General features: G+C 67.8%; 13 protein-coding genes and 5 pseudogenes. 6 read left to right on the top strand and 12 right to left on the bottom strand.

Annotation, left to right across the window (positions count from 1 at the left end):
• Window positions 1-64: 64 nt before the first annotated feature.
• From OG435_RS48360 to OG435_RS48345, 4 genes are all read right to left on the bottom strand, one after another.
• Window positions 65-1,738, bottom strand: a complete 1,674-nt coding sequence (locus OG435_RS48360; RefSeq protein WP_266888132.1) for a hypothetical protein — start codon at window positions 1,736-1,738, stop codon at window positions 65-67.
• Complete coding sequence (locus OG435_RS48355; RefSeq protein ID WP_266888130.1) at window positions 1,735-2,541, bottom strand: Ku protein; 807 nt, start codon at window positions 2,539-2,541, stop codon at window positions 1,735-1,737. Before OG435_RS48355 ends, OG435_RS48360 begins: the two co-directional genes overlap by 4 nt.
• A gap of 45 nt (window positions 2,542-2,586) precedes the next feature.
• Window positions 2,587-3,063: a hypothetical protein gene (locus tag OG435_RS48350; protein WP_266888128.1), complete on the bottom strand. Its 477-nt coding sequence runs from the start codon at window positions 3,061-3,063 to the stop codon at window positions 2,587-2,589.
• Between the two features lie 198 nt (window positions 3,064-3,261).
• Complete coding sequence (locus OG435_RS48345) at window positions 3,262-4,026, bottom strand: hypothetical protein (protein ID WP_266888126.1); 765 nt, start codon at window positions 4,024-4,026, stop codon at window positions 3,262-3,264.
• Here OG435_RS48345 and OG435_RS48340 point away from each other — a divergent pair.
• Window positions 3,981-4,178, top strand: a pseudogene (locus OG435_RS48340) (IS6 family transposase); the annotation flags it as partial. The gene OG435_RS48345 and the pseudogene OG435_RS48340 sit on opposite strands and share 46 nt — an antisense overlap.
• A 174-nt stretch (window positions 4,179-4,352) precedes the next feature.
• On the opposite strand, the gene OG435_RS48335 reads toward OG435_RS48340, so the two are convergent.
• The 4 genes and pseudogenes from OG435_RS48335 to OG435_RS48320 form a co-directional block, all read right to left on the bottom strand.
• Window positions 4,353-5,687 (bottom strand): putative adhesin, encoded by a 1,335-nt coding sequence (locus OG435_RS48335; protein WP_266888124.1) that lies wholly within the window; start codon window positions 5,685-5,687, stop codon window positions 4,353-4,355.
• Between the two features lie 242 nt (window positions 5,688-5,929).
• Window positions 5,930-6,650, bottom strand: a pseudogene (locus OG435_RS48330) (IS6 family transposase).
• Between the two features lie 206 nt (window positions 6,651-6,856).
• A complete protein-coding gene (locus tag OG435_RS48325) occupies window positions 6,857-7,441 on the bottom strand; it encodes a hypothetical protein (protein ID WP_266888122.1) in 585 nt (194 codons plus the stop codon).
• A 607-nt stretch (window positions 7,442-8,048) separates the two neighbouring features.
• A complete protein-coding gene (locus OG435_RS48320) occupies window positions 8,049-8,804 on the bottom strand; it encodes an IS6 family transposase (protein WP_430625878.1) in 756 nt (251 codons plus the stop codon).
• A gap of 27 nt (window positions 8,805-8,831) precedes the next feature.
• On the opposite strand from OG435_RS48320, the pseudogene OG435_RS48315 reads away from it, so the two are divergent.
• Window positions 8,832-8,978 (top strand): annotated as a pseudogene (locus tag OG435_RS48315) (IS6 family transposase); the annotation flags it as partial.
• Window positions 8,979-9,110: 132 nt separating this feature from the next.
• On the opposite strand, the gene OG435_RS48310 reads toward OG435_RS48315, so the two are convergent.
• Entirely contained in the window at window positions 9,111-10,226 is a 1,116-nt protein-coding gene (locus OG435_RS48310) for a catalase family protein (RefSeq protein ID WP_266888118.1), read from the bottom strand.
• 741 nt (window positions 10,227-10,967) lie between these two features.
• On the opposite strand from OG435_RS48310, the pseudogene OG435_RS48305 reads away from it, so the two are divergent.
• The 4 genes and pseudogenes from OG435_RS48305 to OG435_RS48295 all read left to right on the top strand — a co-directional run.
• Window positions 10,968-11,078, top strand: a pseudogene (locus tag OG435_RS48305) (IS6 family transposase); the annotation flags it as partial.
• A 95-nt stretch (window positions 11,079-11,173) separates the two neighbouring features.
• Window positions 11,174-11,618 (top strand): annotated as a pseudogene (locus OG435_RS50905) (IS110 family transposase); the annotation flags it as partial.
• 160 nt (window positions 11,619-11,778) lie between these two features.
• A complete protein-coding gene (locus OG435_RS48300; RefSeq protein ID WP_266874681.1) occupies window positions 11,779-12,984 on the top strand; it encodes an ISAs1 family transposase in 1,206 nt (401 codons plus the stop codon).
• 64 nt (window positions 12,985-13,048) lie between these two features.
• Window positions 13,049-13,456: a transposase gene (locus OG435_RS48295; protein WP_430625877.1), complete on the top strand. Its 408-nt coding sequence runs from the start codon at window positions 13,049-13,051 to the stop codon at window positions 13,454-13,456.
• A 287-nt stretch (window positions 13,457-13,743) separates the two neighbouring features.
• Here OG435_RS48295 and OG435_RS48290 read toward each other — a convergent pair whose 3' ends face one another.
• Genes OG435_RS48290 through OG435_RS48280 form a run of 3 tightly spaced genes read right to left on the bottom strand, consistent with a single transcriptional unit; the run spans window position 13,744 to window position 16,900 of the window.
• Entirely contained in the window at window positions 13,744-14,871 is a 1,128-nt protein-coding gene (locus OG435_RS48290) for a class I SAM-dependent methyltransferase (protein WP_266888116.1), read from the bottom strand.
• On the bottom strand, window positions 14,868-16,070 hold the full coding sequence (locus OG435_RS48285) for a glycosyltransferase (protein ID WP_266888114.1): 1,203 nt from the start codon (window positions 16,068-16,070) through the stop codon (window positions 14,868-14,870). Before OG435_RS48285 ends, OG435_RS48290 begins: the two co-directional genes overlap by 4 nt.
• Complete coding sequence (locus OG435_RS48280; protein WP_266888112.1) at window positions 16,067-16,900, bottom strand: alpha/beta fold hydrolase; 834 nt, start codon at window positions 16,898-16,900, stop codon at window positions 16,067-16,069. The genes OG435_RS48285 and OG435_RS48280 overlap by 4 nt, the downstream gene beginning before the upstream one ends.
• Window positions 16,901-16,903 lie beyond the last annotated feature (3 nt).

The raw sequence follows: 16,903 nt of genomic DNA, 5'->3' as shown, positions 1-16,903 counted from the left end.
GCCCTCCGGGGCCGGCCCGTGTCCGGGACCGTCTCCCGGCCTGTGGGCGTTGCCGCGCCGCGGGTCAGCGGCGACGGCGGGCCGCGATCAACAGCGCCGCGCCGATCCCGGCCGCGCCCAAAGCTCCGCCGCCCCACCACAGGGCGTTGCTTCCCGTTGAGGCCAGGACCTGGTCGACGAGGGACTTCCCGCCGTCGTCGGCCGGCGGACTCTGCCCGTCGCCGGGCGGCGGGGTCTGGTCGTCCGGCTTGCTCGGGTCATCGGGCTTGCTCGGGTCATCCGGCTTGTCGGCCGTGGCCTTCACCCGGGTGCTGGCGCAGATGTCCTGGCATTCCTGGGGGTTGGCCGCATCCGAACGGGCCGCCAGCACGTCGAAGGGGAACTCCTTCGCCTCCTCCGGAGTGAAGGAGAGCGTCAGCGACTTCTCCTCCCCGGCCTTCAGGTCTCCGACCTTCCAGGTCCCGTACCCCTCGCCACCCGGCTCACCGTTGAAGTTGGCGCCGCCGTCGTGGGTCAGACCGCTCACCGTCGGCATGCCAACCTCCACGACCGTGTTGCGGGCCGTCGAGGGGCCCTCCTTGTTGGCCACCGTGACCTTCACCTTGGCCTGCTCACCCACCTTGACGGTGTCCTTGCCGTCCGGCGCCGCGATCGACACGTCCAGACCAGCCACCTGCTGCACCTTGACCGCGCGCGACACCGTCTCCTCGATCGGGCTGCTCTTGGTCTTGTCCGTGTCCAGAGGGGTCTGCGAACGCTTCACCGTCGCCTTATAGTCAAGCTCGTCGTAATCGGGCTTCACCTTGCCGGTCATCTTGAGGACGGCGTGACCACCGATCGGCACGTCAGCCGGCTTCCACAGGCCATTCGCATACGTGCCCCCCTCCCCAGGCGTCGCCACGGGGTCCTTCACACCTGCGGGCACCGGAACCTCGATCTCGAGCCCCCGTGCCTTGGACACGCCGAGGTTCTTCGTCTGCACGGTCCACGACACATCCTGACCAGGCAGCGGGCGGCTGCCCGCATCCCCGTCCGGGGTCACCGTCAGGAGCGCGGCAGCCCGCTGCACCACCTTCAGCTCGTTCACGGCCATGTGGCCCTCGACCGCGTTCTCGTCACCGCACGTCGTCTTGTAGCCACCACGCGAGTCAGGAATGTCGGCCCCTACGACACACACCCGGTGCACCGTCTTCTCCTCGTCGGCAGGGACCTTGCCCTTGACCGTGAGGTCGACGGTCTGCCCTGACGCGAGGCTGGGGACGGCCCATACCCCGTCCTTGTACGCTGTGCCGTCCGGACCGGCCTGCTCTACCAGCTTCATGCCCGTGGGCAAGGAGTGAGCGATCTTCACCATGGAGGCCTTGGACGGGCCGTCGTTCTTGACAGCGATTCTGTAGGTTACGTCGTCGCCCGGCACGTACTCCTTCTTCGCCGCATCAGCCTCCGGAGGCACGACCGAAACGCCGACGGTGAGCTTCGCACTCCGCGCGATGTCCACAGACGTCTTGGAGGAGTTGTTGTCCCGGTTGGTATCCACCAGGCCGCCCCCGTACGAGTCCTGATCCACGTCCGCCTCGAGGGTCATACTCTTCTCATCAGCGGGAACCGTGACTGGAAGCGTCAAGGTCTTAGGGGAATCATCGGGATCCATCGCGCCGACGGTCCATACACCGGTCTCCTCGTCATATCCGCTGACGCCCTCGCTCAGTTTAGCGCCGTCGGGCAGCGGCACTTTCACCTTGAGGTTCTGCGTGCGTGCAGGCCCACTGTGTTCATCTCGTGGACGGTCGCGTCCTCCTGGCCGTGCGCGCCGCAGGCCGCCTTCACGTCCTGCACCGACTTCTCCTGGGCGGCCATGAGGTCGAGGACCTGTCCGCTGAGTTCTTCGGCCAGCTCAGGACTCTGGGCCCGGACGCCTTCCGCCTTGGCCGCGATGACGGCTTCGAGCGCCGCGCGGTACTCGTCGTGGAGATCCTCCATGGGGCGGCCCGAGAGCGCCTCGGTCAGGGCGACCGCAGCCTGCACCTCCTCCTCCGGCAGGCTCACGTCGGCCGGCGGGGTGCTGACGCCGTCGGTGGACCGCAGCTCATCCGGCCACAGCATGATGTGCAGGCAAAGAGCCTCACCTACGACACGGAGCAGGGCCAGGCGTTCCCGGCCGCGGAGCGCGACCTTCGCGACGGCCACCATGCTGGAGCGCTCCAGGGCCATGCGCAGCAGGACGTACGGCTTCGCGGAGGCCGGACCGCTGGCCATCAGGTAGTACGGCGTACCGACCGCGATGGGGTCGATCGAGGCGGCCGGGACGAAGCTGACGATTTCGATCGTCTTGGCCGTGGGGAGCGGCATTCCGTCGAGGTCTTGGTCGGTGACCTCCACGAGCGTGCCGGTCGCGGTCTCGTAGGCGCGCCCCATGTCCGCCTGGCTCAACTCCTGCCCGTCTAGCTCGCACCGCTTGCTGTACCGGACCCGGCCGCCGTCCGTCGTATGGATCTGGCGGAAGGAGATCGAGTGATCCTCGGTTGCCGGCACAAGTGCCATGCGATGCACAGCGTGGGCGGCATGATCGAGGCCCGGTCGCGCTGCTCAGTACTTGATCTCTTTGGCTTCGTACCCTTCGAGCCCCGTCGTGACGAGGGCCGGCACGAGGGCGTGCAGGTACCAGGCGAGGTCGGTGAACGCAGTCGCCGCCGGGATGTGCCGGCGGTCGATGCTGGGCGAGAACAAGACTTCCTTGCTGCCGGGCATCAGCATGAACATCCCGCCGGTCCCGGCTTCCGGGTGGTAGACGTTGATGGCCAAGGTGTACGGCAGGTTGCCGGGCGCATCCCGGCGTACCAGCACCTCATCGATGTCTTCGGGGGCGCTGGCGTACCACTCGTACATGTCATCCGCGTCGTTGATCATGTGGGTGACACCCCCGACAGGGTCCTCCACCGACCAGCCCACCGAGGTGAGGGCATCCACGATCGCGCGTGCGGTGGTCGGTTGCGTGAACGTGAAGTCGATGTCGGCGTCTCTAGATCCCACAGAACCTCCGCTCAGCGTGGCGCAGCCACGCATGCTCGCCCTTCGAACGCAGGGCCGTCGATCGACTTTCCATCAGGTCCAGGCCTCGACCGTCGCTGAGACGGTGCGCCATAGACGGCTCCGACGGCCAACTTTGTTGCTCAGGATCCGTTCGTGTAGATGCTGAGGGTATGGGTGTGGGTATTGGAGCGTTCGCCCCAACGGCCGCGGTGCGGTGAGGTCCTGGCCAGCCTAAGATCCACGGCGGCCTTCTGAGACAGCGATTTCGGCGACCTGTCGGAGCGCTTCCCGGTACGCCTCGGCGTTGCCCGGCAGCTTTTGCCAGGTGCGGATCGTCAGGGTGGTGGCGTGCAGGGCCCCGGGCGGGATACCGAGGTAACGGCCGGCACTGGTCCGTGGCCCACCGCGGGCCATCTGGACCAGGCGGATCGCGGCGTCGCGCCTCAGATGCCGCGCGGGCCCGTCCAGTCCGTCCAGCGGCGCTGTCCAGGCGTTGGGGAGGGGGTCTGAAACGGTGCGGGGGTCGAGGCGGCCGCGGTGGGTGGGCGGCTGGGGAAAGAGGGCCGGCGGGCCGCCCGCTACCAGCGGCAGACGGGCTGCTCCGCCGATCGCGACGGTCATGGAGGGTGAGCAGTGGGGTGTGAGGCTTCTCAGGCGCCCGGCCCGGGCTGCCGGCAGCAGGGACAGCAGCCGGACAAGGGCGGTATGGCCGTCCGGGCTGTCGAGGATCTGCATAACGAGGATCATCACGGCAGCGCACTGCAGTGCGTCGGCAGGCGGATGGTCGATGGAACGGGCCAGCCACCCATCAGCTTGCGGACCGAGGCGTTTGGCGGGGGCGCGGCGCAAGGACTGGGCGTGGGCTGCGATCAGGTCGAGCTGCTCGAACTCGGGGAAGACCTCGGCGGTGGCGGGCCAGGTGGAGTAAGTCCCGAGGACGGTAGTGCGGACGGCGTGAACGGGCGATGAAAGGCTTCCGCAGCGTCGGCGGGGCACAGCGGTTCTTGTCCGCGTTCACCGGGATCTCACCCCACTTCCGAACCGGACGCCACCTGATGACCGCCCGCCGCCACCGCCTCGAGATGACCGTCCGCTTCACGATCTGGGACCAGATCACCGGCGTCGTCGGCATGCCCTCCGAGGCCTGAGCACGCCAGCCGCCTACGGCTTCTTCACGCCCTCAGACGATCACACCACCGACGACGTGACAGCACCCGTCCAGGCCCTGGCACGCTCTGACCCGCCATCAAACGATCACGCCGCCGACAACGTGACAACGCCCTTTCGGCCGCTGTCAACGGCTCACAGCGCCACGGTCCGGGTCACATGTTCTGGGGCGGCGCGCCCTGCTGGATCCCGTCTCGGGCCTCGTCCCGGAGCGCGTCCCGGATGCCTTTTTCCAACCGACGACGGTGACTCGCAATCACCTCTGTGAAGAACGTGGGGAAAGCCGTCCAGTGGCGCTCGAGATCGCCGAGTTCGTAGAGCTGGGACAGGATTTCCTGGTAGCTAGCTTTGATTTCATTCGGCACCGCCTCAAGTGCTTCGGTGCGGTGATCCTCCCCGATCTCGCAGCCGATGTCCTTCAGCCCGTCCCAGTTTCTTTCACTCAGATAAAGTTGCTTGTACCGCAGAAAATTGAGCTCATATGTGGCGAGCGAAATTACGCCGCCATGATCGTCGACGAATGTCTGAATTTCTGCGATCTCCGCATCGGTTGTGGAATTTCGCCAGAGGGCGGATGCGATGCGGTAATAAAGGTTGGTGGCAGAGATGCTCTTAAGGTCGGCTGACGCGTTTCCGTTGAGGTAACAGTAGAATGCGTTACGCCATTCCTCATCATTCGAGGCGTCCAACAGGTCGGCTGGAAGCGACTTGCCCCCCGCGATCGCGTTCGGGAAGTAAGCTATGGCGCTGTCGGCGTAAGCAGCTTCGTCGACAGGGCAGACCCTCTTCCAGATCTTTTCCAAGGACGGGTAGACGGAAGACGCGATCTCTGCGGCCCTGTGCTGTGGGGCCTTCTTCAGAAGCATCAGCGCGGCCTGCGGATCCCTCTTCGCAATTTTCAAGATTTCGTCGACTTCTCGGGCGTGCCGCGCAAAACGCCTGTCGTCGTCAGCCGTCAGAGGAGGCTTCTTGCTGGCATCGCTGTACTTTCTCTTCTCGTCACCGAAGGCCACGGTCGACCTGTATTCCAGCTGCTTGGCTGGTTTCTGTTCGCGGTTTACGACCCTGCATATCACGAGATGGAGGTCGAGCGGCCCGATGTGCCCCTTGACCTTGTTCAGTGCATTGAACAGGAAGACGAGTGAGACGGGGGACCGCAGGCTCGGAAAGTGGCCCAATCCGGGGGCATCGATATCCGCCCCGGCGATGTACAACGTACCTTCCGTGGTGACCTTCGAGGCCAAGGCGCGGACGATTTCACGGTCACTGAACGGTTTGAGGGTGTAATTGGGCATCACATCCAGTTCCGTGCCCCTACCGAACTCTTCCCGGCCGCCGGCCATGCCGTCCGAGGAGAGCGCCGCCAGCCCGTTCGGGGCAAGCAGCGATTCGCCTGCGTCCGCGTACATCACAACTCTCCAGCCCTCGGGGATCTTAACGACACCCTCCAGCTGGAGCGCGCCGTGCCCCAGTATAAATACTTTTTCCATTTGTTCTCGTCCTCTATAGTCCCTGGGGTTCCCTTGAAACGGCGTGCCACGGAACCGAGCTTGTTGAAGTCACACGGTGGCATTCCGGAGCGCAGGCCGTGAGGTGTCCTCGGGCAGTCGAACGGGCCGGATCTCGCGGAGTTGTTCCCGATCATGTCCATCGACAGGTGCTGTCACGTTGTCGGTGTCATGATCGCTTGATGGTGCGTCAGGGTGCGGCGGGGCCTGGTAGGGGCTGCGGTTCAGGCTGTGGCGGGCATGCCGGTGGCACCGGTGATCTGGCTCCAGATGGTGAAGCGGTTTATCATCTCGAAGCGGTGGCGGCCGGCGGTCATGAGGTGGTGGTGGGGCCGGAAGTGGGGTGAGACTCCGGTGAACGCGGACAGAAACCGCTGCGCTGCGCCGACCGTGCGGAAGCCTTTCATCGCGCGTTCGCGCTGCCTGGTGGGCTGGTGGGAGTTCTCCGCCCGGTTGTTCAGGCCCTTGTGTGAGCGGTGCTCGACGGAGGGCATCACCTCACGGTGCGCGGCCCCGTAGGAGCGCAGCTTGTCGGCGACGACTACCCGGGAAACCTGCCCGGTCGTGGTGAGGAGCCGACGGAAGAAGCGCCTGGCCGCAGCCTTGTCACGCCGGCTCTGCACCAGGATGTCCAGGACGTTGCCGTCGGCATCGACGGCCCGCCACAAGAACTTCGACGCCCCGTTGATCTTGATGAAGACCTCGTCGAGGTGCCATTTGTCGCCGGGCTGCGGGCAGCGCCGGCGCAGCGCGTTGGCGTAGGCCTGCCCGAACTTCAGACACCAACGGCGGATCGTCTCGTAGGAGACGATGATGCCTCGCTCGAGCATCAGCTCCTCGACTTCTCGGTAGCTGAGGGGGGAAGCGGAAGTACAGCCACACGCAGTGCGCGATCACCTCGACCGGGTACCGGTGGTTCTTGTACGACGGCACCACAGACGACACGAACCCTCACCAGACGGACATCCCGAAGATCATCTCACCCTGCCCCGACAACGTGTCGGTGCCCTGGGGGTGGATCTTCCGTAGCATCGGCATTCCTGCCGCTCGGATCGTTTGGATCAGACACACCTTGATCCGGACACCCACGGAACTTGATCAAGCCCTGGCCCCTCCAACGACCAGAACCCGAAGCGTTTCTGATCACATAGCTAAAGGATCTGGCAGCCATTGAAGGGCCCAGTTGCAGGATCGACCCAAGCCAGATTAGCCTGCGCCGTGTATGGGTGGGTGTGGCCGTCGATCGCGCGGTAGAGCAGTGTGCTTCCGTCGCTGCTGGTGAAGAAATTTCGGCCGCTCGAATCCTGTCCGGTAAAAGCCTCGACCATGGCTAGGGCCGACGATTCAACACCGAACAGAAGATCGTAGGTTTTTCCGGCCGCCGTAGCCCAGTAGTGTTCCTGAAAGCACCACATGCCGTTATCCGCGTTGGGCATCACGCCCCCGAGGGCAGGCATGTTAAGGGGCGCATAGACGATGCAGTCCTGAACCCGGTGCTGCTTTGATGGGATCCCTAGTTCTTCCATTATTTCAAGGAATGCATCCGTCAGCGTTCCGCAGTCCCCAGAGAACTGTCCTTGGGTGCCTGCGCGCAGATATTCGCTGTAAAATGAACGGCTCCCGTTCATGCGAAAATTTCCCGATGCCATTGCCGCGGCCACCGTCGATGCGACCCAATCGGGGTGCTCGCGTGCAGCAGAATCAGGATCCGGGATTCGAGGGAGGAAGCTTGCCACCCCGGGCCCATATTTGGTTATAAGATCTGAATAAGACATGCGCCTGTTTCCTCATTTTCGACTTCGGATACTCAGGATCACCAGATGGGGTAAATCGAGGAAGAGTCGGAAGTGCCGCCCGACGGGCACGAAGGCGGTGCTGTCACGCTGTCGGGTCACTGTCACGCCGTCCGGAACGGCGAGGGCGGGGCTCATTCAAGTCGACACTCTCGGCCGCATCGCTGCTGGTCAGCGGCTTGCTCCTTGAGGACCTCCAGTCGATACCTGGCGGTCAACCAGAGGGGTCTCATTTCGGCTACATCGACCGACCTGCCCCAATGTCACATTCGCACACGTGCCCGATCTTTAAGCTGTGCGGAGTCGGCAACGAGGGTGGTATCTGCACCCTGAGGTGACTCCCATCGTGCGGACACTCTGACAATGGATCTTGTGGGTCCGCGGGAGGGCGGGGCCTCCCCCTGAGTGGTGACACGCCCGATACTGGATCTGCTTGATCCGGAGGAAGCGAGAAGACCGCCGATGGCGATGAAGGGGCCATTGTCACGTTGTCGGCGGCATGATGGTTTGATGGTGCGTCAGGGTGTGCCAGGGCCTGGACGGGGTTGGTTCAGGCTGCGGCGAGCAGGCTCGTGTTGCCGGTGATCTGGTTCCAGACGGTGAAGCGGATCATCATCTCGAAGCGGTGGCGGCCGGCGGTCGTCAGGTGCCGGTGGGGGCGGAAGTGGGGTGAGATCCCGGTGAACGCGGACAGGAAGCGTTGCGCCCCGCCGACGCTGCGGAAGCCTTTCATCGCGCATTCGCGCTGCCTGGTGGGCTGGTGGGAGTTCTCCGCCCGGTTGTTCAATCCTTTGTGGGAGCGGTGTTCCACCGAGGTCATCACCTCACGGTGCGCGGCCCCGTACGACTTCAGCCCGTCGGTGACGACCACCCGGGGAACCTGCCCGGTCGTGGTGAGGAGCCGACGGAAGAAACGCCTGGCCGCAGCCTTGTCACGACGGCTCTGCACCAGGATGTCCAGGACGTTGCCGTCGGCATCGACGGCCCGCCACAAGTACTTCTGCACCCCGTTGACCTTGATGAACACCTCGTCCAAGTGCCACTTGTCGCCCGGCTGCGGGCGCCGCCGGCTCAGGCTGTTGGCATAGGCCCGACCAAACTTCAGACACCAACGCCGGATGCTCTCGTAGGAGACGACGACACCCCGCTCGAGCATCATCTCCTCCACCTCACGCAAGGAGAGCGGGAAACGGAAGTACAGCCACACACAGTGCGAAATGATCTCCACCGGATAGCGATGATTCGCGTACGACGGCACCACAGACGACACGAACCCCACCCCGGAAGACCCCAACCCGAAGATCATCCCAGACGCCCGGACAACGTGACAGCACCCCTGTCCGCGTTCACCGGAATCTGACCCCACTTCCGACCCCACCGCCACCTCATGACCGCCGCCCGCCACCGCCTCAAGATGACCATCCGCTTCACGATCTGGAACCACATCACCGGTGCCACCGGCATGCCCGCCACGGTCTGAACCACAGCCCCGACCCGGCCCCGCCACACGCTGACCCACCATCAAACGATCATGCTGGCGACAACGTGACAATGCCCCGGGCCCGGTGCCTACCCCGTTCGGCCCCCGGGGCGGATGATCCCGCACCCCCTGTCAGGGGGCCGGCGGGAGCACGTCGTCCTGGTCGCGGGGTTCCACCCGGACCTGTCCGTTGAGCCGGTGGCGCAGGACGGAGGACCGCTCGTAGACACGGCGGCGCACTTCCTGGATCTGCCCGACCGGCCGGTGCTCCTCAGGCGTGCGCCAGGGAGTGAAGGACGGGACATCCGCCCGGTCGAGGTTGTCGGGGGCGGAGACGTCCTGGGCGGGGATGATGATCCGGGCCACCGTCACGAACGGCGAGAGGTGCTCGGGCCACGGCACCGAGGTGTTCTCCACCGGCATGGCCGTCAGGTCCGTGCAGAGCTGCACCTGGAGGTCGAAGACGTGGTCCGCCGAGGCGACGTCCTCGAGGAGTGCCGCCCGGACGGGGTGGGCGGACGACAGCGGGTCCACCGGTCGGGCGGGCGCGGCCGGGGTGCCGGTGGCCGGCGCCACCCGGACCTTGGCGACGTACTCGCCGTGGCGCACCGCGCCCATGGACCAGAATGTCGTGTGGAGCAGGTGCGGCAGCGGCCGGGCCTGCTGGGAGAGGATCGCCAGGAGTTCGTCCCACAGCCACTTCTCGGGCGGCAGTTCCCCGTCCCGGGTGACGAAGGCGTGCAGCCAGGCCACCCGCTGCGAGCGGTCTGCCAGCGCGTCGGGCAACTGGCTGAACAGCCGGGCGAGCACGACGTAGTCACGGGCGGTGTTCGCGAAGAACACGGGGTTGTTGATCAGGTTGTAGTCCATGGTCCCCGCAGCCGGTTCGTCCGTGAGGGACGGGCCGGGGATGTCGAACATCTTGATCGCCATGCCGCACGCGGTGCCCAGCCGGGCGTCCGGGCGCACGTGCCCCAGCCCGTTCGAGTACCGGATCACGGCGGGGTAGTGCCCGGGGGAGGCGAACAACCCCTGGGCGTAGGCGGGGTCGGCCGGGGGCAGCACTTGGACCTCGGCCCGCAGCAGTCCGTAGGCCTTCGCGTGCGCGAACCGCACGGCCCGGCCCTCCCCCTCGGCCTCGACCGAACCGTGCACGGTCCGCTCGACCTCGGCGACGACCGTGGCCAAGTCGTCCTCGAAGTCGGGGCCGTAATCAGTGTCGAGGTCGTCGTATCGGACGAATCCCATGGCGGTGGCGCCTTCCGTGGTCGGGGCAGGGGTGGGCGGCCGTACGGTCGTGCGTACCCGGTCCGAACCGGCACCCGCATCGGACGGGCGGTCGGCGGGCCCGTGGGCCGCCCCTCCGGGCCTGGGGCCCGCCCCGGCCGGAAATGATCAACGACAACGTAGCGGTGCACGCTGCGGCGACAATCCCCCGACCGGCCCTCCGACCGGCGCCCCCCGGCCGAGGGGACCGGTGCGCGGCGGTGGCGGGACTGAGCGGACGGCCCGGCCCCGGACCGGCGGGGCACCGCGTGCCTCAGCTTGAGTTCTATCCAGTTCGGCGGGGTTTGGTGCCGACGTTGTGGTGGGCGGGACGTTGGTAGGGCTGGCTGGTGGCGAGGACTCTTCCCACGTCGTGGCGTGCTGCGGGGTGTCGGTTCTTCGATCCGGGTGGCCGGCCGGGGGCCGGGTTTGGGTGCACCGGCTGGTGAACCAGGAGGCTGTCGCACGACTTCCTCCGGCCCGGTGTGAAGCTTCCCCTTGATGTTGGACACCTGGAGACTGGGACGTGAGGTTCCAGAGGAAGTAGTGCCAGGTGGGAAGTAAGAGCAACGGCAGCAGGCGGTACTCGGAGGAGTTCAAGCGGGACGCGGTCGCGCTGGTCCGCTCGTCCGGGAGGACCGTCACCAAGGTGGGGTGCTGTCACGTTGTCCGGGCGTCTGGGACGATCTTCGGGTTGGGGTCTTCCGGGGTGGGGTGGGGTTCGTGTCGTCTGTGGTGCCGTCGTACAAGAATCACCGCTACCCGGTGGAGATCATTTCGCACTGTGTGTGGCTGTACTTCCGTTTCCCGCTCTCCTTCCGCGAGGTGGAGGAGGAGCGGCGCTGTCACGTTGTCGGTGGCGTGTCAGGCCGTGCGGGGCTCGTCGGCGACGGCCACCGTTCCCCTAGGCGATCAGGAGACCAGCAGCCGTGCCCAGCATCCCGCAGCCAACCACGCCGTGTCACACCCCCGACCGACCCGCCGAACAGGTACTGCTCGGCGTGGACACGCACAAGGACGTCCACGCGGCGGCCCTCGTCACGGTCCTCGGCGCCACGCTGGACCGCCGCGACTTCCGCGCCACAGCCGCGGGCTACCGCCAACTCACCACCTGGGCACGCTCCTTCGGCACGCTTCGACGGGCCGGGGTGGAATGCACCGGCTCCTACGGCAAGGCACTGGCCCGCCACCTGAACGCCGAGGACATCGGTGACCGAGGTCAACCAGCCCGACAAGGCCGCCCGGCGCCGCCACGGCAAGACCCACGCGGTCGATGCCGAGGCCCACCTGATCAAACACTGCGCCCGACTCGACGACGGCCCTCCAGGCGCCGCCCGCCACACCCTGCAGCTGCTCGCCCGCCGCATCCAGCATCAGGGCGGTTGCAAGTTCCGGGGTCGTGCGAGCCGGTCGGTGTTGTGGCGGGTTGGGGTGGTTAGAGGAGCAGGCGCGGGCTTCGTGATCATTTGGGTGTCTACGCCCGTTGATCATGAGGTGGCCCGTGCCTGCTGCCATATCTTCTCCCGTCCCGGCTGTGCTTGTGAGGCTGGGTCCGCTGGACGCTGACCGGGTCGCTGATCTGCGCCCCTACTTCGATGCAGTGCCCGATCCGCGCTCACTGCGGGGCCGCTGGTACTCACTGACCGCGGTCCTGCTGGTGTGTGCCTGCGCGGTCGTCTCGGGAGCCAGGAGCATCGACGAGCTCGCCGAGTGGGGCCAGCGCGCCTCGGACACACTCCTGACAGTGATCGGTATCCGCCGTCACCTGCTCGGATGGCGGCGCGCCCCGTCGCCGGCCACGATCGGTCGCGTGCTGGGGGCTGTCGACGGCGATGTGCTGGACCGGGCGGTGGGCGCCTACCTGGCCGACCGGCACCGTGCTGCCACCGAGCCCACCCGGACACCACCCTCGGCGTCGGAGCGGCTGCGTGTGATCGCTGTCGACGGCAAAGCACTCAAGGGATCAGCCCGTCTCACCGCGAAGCGCCGACACCTGCTCTCCGCGGTCACACACGGCACCGTCGTCACCATCGCCCAGGTGGAGGTCGGCGCGAAGACGAACGAGACCACACACTTCCAACCGCTTCTGACACCGCTGGACCTGGCCGGCACCGTCGTCACCTTCGACGCCCTCCACTCGGTCCGAGCGAACATCACCTGGCTGGTCGAGACCAAGAAGGCCCACTACATCGCCGTGATCAAGACCAACCAGCCGACGGCTCACCGCCAGCTCGCATCCCTGCCGTGGCGGGACATCTCCATCCAGCACACCGCCTCCGCCACCGGGCACGGCAGGCGCGAGTCCCGCTCGGTCAAGACCTGCGCCGTCCCCGACCAACTCGGCGGGATCGCTTTTCCCCACGCCCGCCTGGCCATCCGCATCCACCGGCGCCGCAAGCAGACCGGCCAGCGCGAGACCCGGGAGAGCGTCTACGCCGTCACCAGCCTCGACGCCCACCAAGCCACCCCAGCCGACCTGGCCGCCGCAATCCGCGGGCACTGGGGCATCGAGAACTCCTCGCACCACACCAGGGACGTCACTTTCGCCGAGGACGCCTCCACCGTCCACACCCGAACCGCACCCCGCGCGATGGCAACTCTCCGCAACCTCGCCATCGGCGCCCTGAAAACCCTCGGCGCCGCCAACATCGCCAAGACCACCCGAGCCATCCGCCACGAACCGCAACGAGCACTCGGCATCCTGGGCATCACCCACGATCCGGACACCCACGGAACTTGATCAAGCCCTGATCCAGCATCTGACCGAGGAGATAGACGACCTGGTCAAACAGATAGCCCGGGCCGTGAAGGCCAGCCGTCCCGGCCTGCTCGACGTGCGTGGAATCGGCCCGGACAGCGCCGCCGCCCTGCTCATCACCGCCGGAGACAACCCCGAGCGCCTCACCAGCAAGGCCGCCTTCGCCGCTTTGTGCGGAGTCAGCCCCGTCGAACAGCCCTCCGGCAAGACCCAACGCCGCAGACTCAACCGCGGCGGCGACCGCCAAGCCAACGCCGCCCTCTACCGCGCCGCCCTCTCCCGCCTCCGCTGGGACCCACGCACCCAGCACTCCCTGCAACGACGCCTCACCGAAGGCAAGACACGCCGCGAGATCATCCGATGCCTCAAACGCTTCATCGCACGAGAGATCTACCGACACCTCATCCCCACCACGAAGCCCACCGAACCGGCAACCCCCGCCCCAACCGCCTGACATCCAAAGGGGCATCAGCACCCTGCTCACGCCAAGCGTGATACTCGCCCAGCGGGGCGTCGTCCTTCGGCTTCCTCGGCGGGGCGCTGACCTGGTCGAGGAACTCGTTCGACAGTCCGCGGTAGCCCTCCTCGACCTCGGCCTTCACTTTCGGGTGCTGGCGGAACTGCTCGGCGATGCCTTCGGTGCGCACGGCGGTCTGGTCGTGCATCCGGCCGGGCCGGACCGCGCTGTAAAGGCTTTGTACGTCTCGTCCTGCTCACTGACGTCCGGTGGCATCCAGAAGATCAGCAGCAGGGCGTTCCTTCGCGTGCCCTCTGGGCTCCATGCGGGCCGTCTTCCGGGTCGCGCCTGGCGATCAGGCGGTACGCGTTCGCCAGCCGCAGCCGGCCGGTGAGCGGCCCCGCGACCAGCCGGTCCACCAACGTCGCCGCCAGCAGCAGCGGCACCCCGGCGAGCAGCACCACGGTACGCAGCGCCCTGCTCCAGGCCCCGGGTGGCGAGGCCAGCCAGGGCGAATCCTCCCGCGGGGCGACCGTGTCCAGCGCGACCCACGCGGCGGCCACCAGGTCGACCGCGTCGTGCGCCTCGGCGTGCTCCTCGGCCAGGACCGTGAAGCCGGTCTCGGTCAGCCTGCGGCGCAGGTTGGCCGCCGGCACGAGGTGCAGGTGCTGTGGCTGGAGCCAGGGCAGCCACCAGCGGCCCAGGAGCTGCGCGTACCGGCTCTCGGGATCCGGTACGTCGATGACCAGCAGTCCACCCGGTCTCAGGACGGTGCGGGCGGCCTCCAGTTCGCGCTGGGGTGCCGTGCAGTGCTCCAGGTAGTGGAACATGCTCACCACGTCGTACGAACCGGGCATCCGCTCGGCCAGATCGGGGAACGCCCCCCGGTGGCCCCGGCGCACCCGGCCGGCCCGTTGGGCGATCTCCGCGCCGTCGGAGCGGTCCAGGCCGTCGAAGGCCACCGCCGGCAGGACGTCGCGGGCGCTCTCGCAGAAGTGGCCGTGGCCGGTGCCGACGTCCAGCCACTCGGCGGCTCCCGCGAGGTGCGGCCGTACCGACTGCGCCCGAGAGCGGTAGGAAGCCGTGCGGCCGCCGAACACGCCGCCGAGCCGCTCCTCGCCGAGACCGTCGTAGAAGTCGCGGTAGTAGAAGGCGAGCCCGCGCTCGTTCAGCCGGGGGTTCTGGAAGAGGTGCCCGCAGTCGTGGCAGCGGTCGAGGACGAAGACGCCGGGCTTGTGCTGGAACAGGTCGGTGGTGTGCAGGTGCCCGCCGAGCCGGGACGATCCGCACCAGGGGCACCGGTGGACGCGCGGGGCGAAGAAGACGGCCGTGCCGTGGGCCAGTTCCTCCTGGTAGGCGGTGCGCAGAGCGGCCACCCGGAGCGTACGGGCTTTGCGGGATCCGGAGCTCACGTCTCGTCCTTCCGGCCGTCGGCCAGTCGTTCCAGGTGGGTCGCGGCTGCCGGGGCGCCGCCGGAACGGCGGAAGGCGTGCGCGATCGTTCGGGCCGCCGCCCGGGGGCGGGGGTCGTCCAGGACGGTGTCGACGGCCGCGCCGATCGTGTCCGCGCCGGCCCGTCCGAAGCGGATCCGTACGGCTGCCCCGGCGCCGGCCACCTGCGCGGCGACGACCGGCTGGTCGTCGCGGATGGGTGCGACGACCAAGGGGACCCCGTGCCAAAGTGCCTCGCACACGGTGTTGTGCCCTCCGTGGCAGACGACGGCCTTGGCGCGTGCCAGAAGCTCCAGCTGGGGTACCACCGGCAGGGCGATGACGTCCCCCGCCCCGTGCCCCGTGCCGAGTGTGCCCTCAGGGTCGACGATGACGGCTTGCACCCGGTCGGCCCTGGCCCGCAGCGCCTGGGCGGCCCGGTTCAGGAAGCGCGCCCCCACATCGGTGTTGGCCGTGCCCAGGGTGACCAGAACCAGCGCGCGTCGTGGGTCGAGCCGCTCCCAGGGGAAGGGGGTGCTGAGGGGGCGGGCTGTCAGGGACGGCCCGACCCAGCGCACCCGGTCGCCGCCCCGCACGGCCGGGCCCGCGAGCTCCGGCGTGCTGAAGGCGAGGACGAGGTGCGGGGAGAAGCGCGGGTCGCCGCTTGCCGCCGGATCACCGATCCGGGCTCGCAGGTCACGCAGCAGTGTCTCGTTCCAGGCGGCGACCCGGGGCATCGACGCCAGGGCGTCCGTGAGCTCGGCCGAGGTCGTCGCGGAGGTGGCCCACGTGAGCCTGAGGTCCTCGGCGACGAGGGCGCCGGCCAGCGCCTGTTGATCGGCTACGACCACGTCCGGCCGGACGGCTTCGGCCGCCTGCCTCACGCCGGGTGCCATCGCCTCGGCGAGTGGGACGAGGAAACGTTCCCACAGGAACCGCAGAGCCTCCGGCCCGCGAATATCGGCGGGCCGGGCGGCATCCGGCTCCATTCCCGGGTTCCGCCCCGCCCCGGGCAGGGGGCACGGGTGGACGGTCGCGTCCGGCCCCGCGAGACGGCGTACGAGTGCGGGATCGCCCGCCCAGGCCACCTGGTGACCCCGGGCGGCGAGCACGGCGGCGACCCCCACGGCCGGGTTGATGTGTCCGACCAGCGGCGGAACCACGAAGAGGAATCGGCTCACCGGGCACGCGCCCGGGCACCCACGGACGGCCGGGAGTGCCGGCCGACCCAGTCGAGGACGAGATCGCGCACCCTCTGGGGAGCCTCCACCAGGACCGAGTGCCGGTGGCCCGGCAGCAGTTCGGTCACGCAGTGCGGCAGCAGTGAGCGCATGGCGGGGGCCTGAGCGGCCAGGTCGGAGTCGGCGCCGTAGAGGGCGAGGACCGGGCTGTGGATCGCACGGATGTCGTCGTCGTCCAGTACCGCGCTCCCCGGGATGTCACGGGCGAGGGTGGTGTCCCGAACGAGCCTCCCGGCGGACTTCGCCAGCCGGGCGGTATGGCCGCCGTGGTGGGCGGCGATCCAGTCCAGTGCGGCGTCCTCGTTCACACTCATCTCGTGGCGGACGCGTTCCAGCAGCCCGGAGAGCTTGGCCGCCCAGGCCGCGGTCGCCGGTTCCGACTCGATCACCACCATGCTGGCCACCCGCTCCGGCCTGCGCAGTGCGTGACCGAATGCCACGGTCCCGCCGTAGGAGTTGCCCACCAAGTGCACCGGGGTGCGGATGTGGAGCCGGTCCAAGAGGGTGTCCAGGTCGTCGACGAACGCTCCGAGCGTGTAGCCCCGCCGCGGCTGCCCGCTGCGGCCGTGGCCCCGGTGGTCGTACATGACCACGTCCAGGCCGGCCGCCGCGAAGGCAGGGGCGACGGTGAAGTAGTAACTGGCCAGGCTGTCGGTGAGGAGGCCGTGGAGGAGCACAACGACGGGCGCCGGAGAGGCTCCGGTGCCAGCGGGGCAGGCGGCCAGACGCTGGACGTGCAGCCGGACCTCGCCGGTGTCTACGATCGTCATGCC

It is taken from the genome of Streptomyces sp. NBC_01264 (assembly GCF_026340675.1).
In the GTDB taxonomy this organism is placed as follows: domain Bacteria; phylum Actinomycetota; class Actinomycetes; order Streptomycetales; family Streptomycetaceae; genus Streptomyces.
The sequence above is the reverse complement of the archived record's forward strand: the minus strand, read 5'-3'. Positions and strand labels throughout refer to the sequence as shown.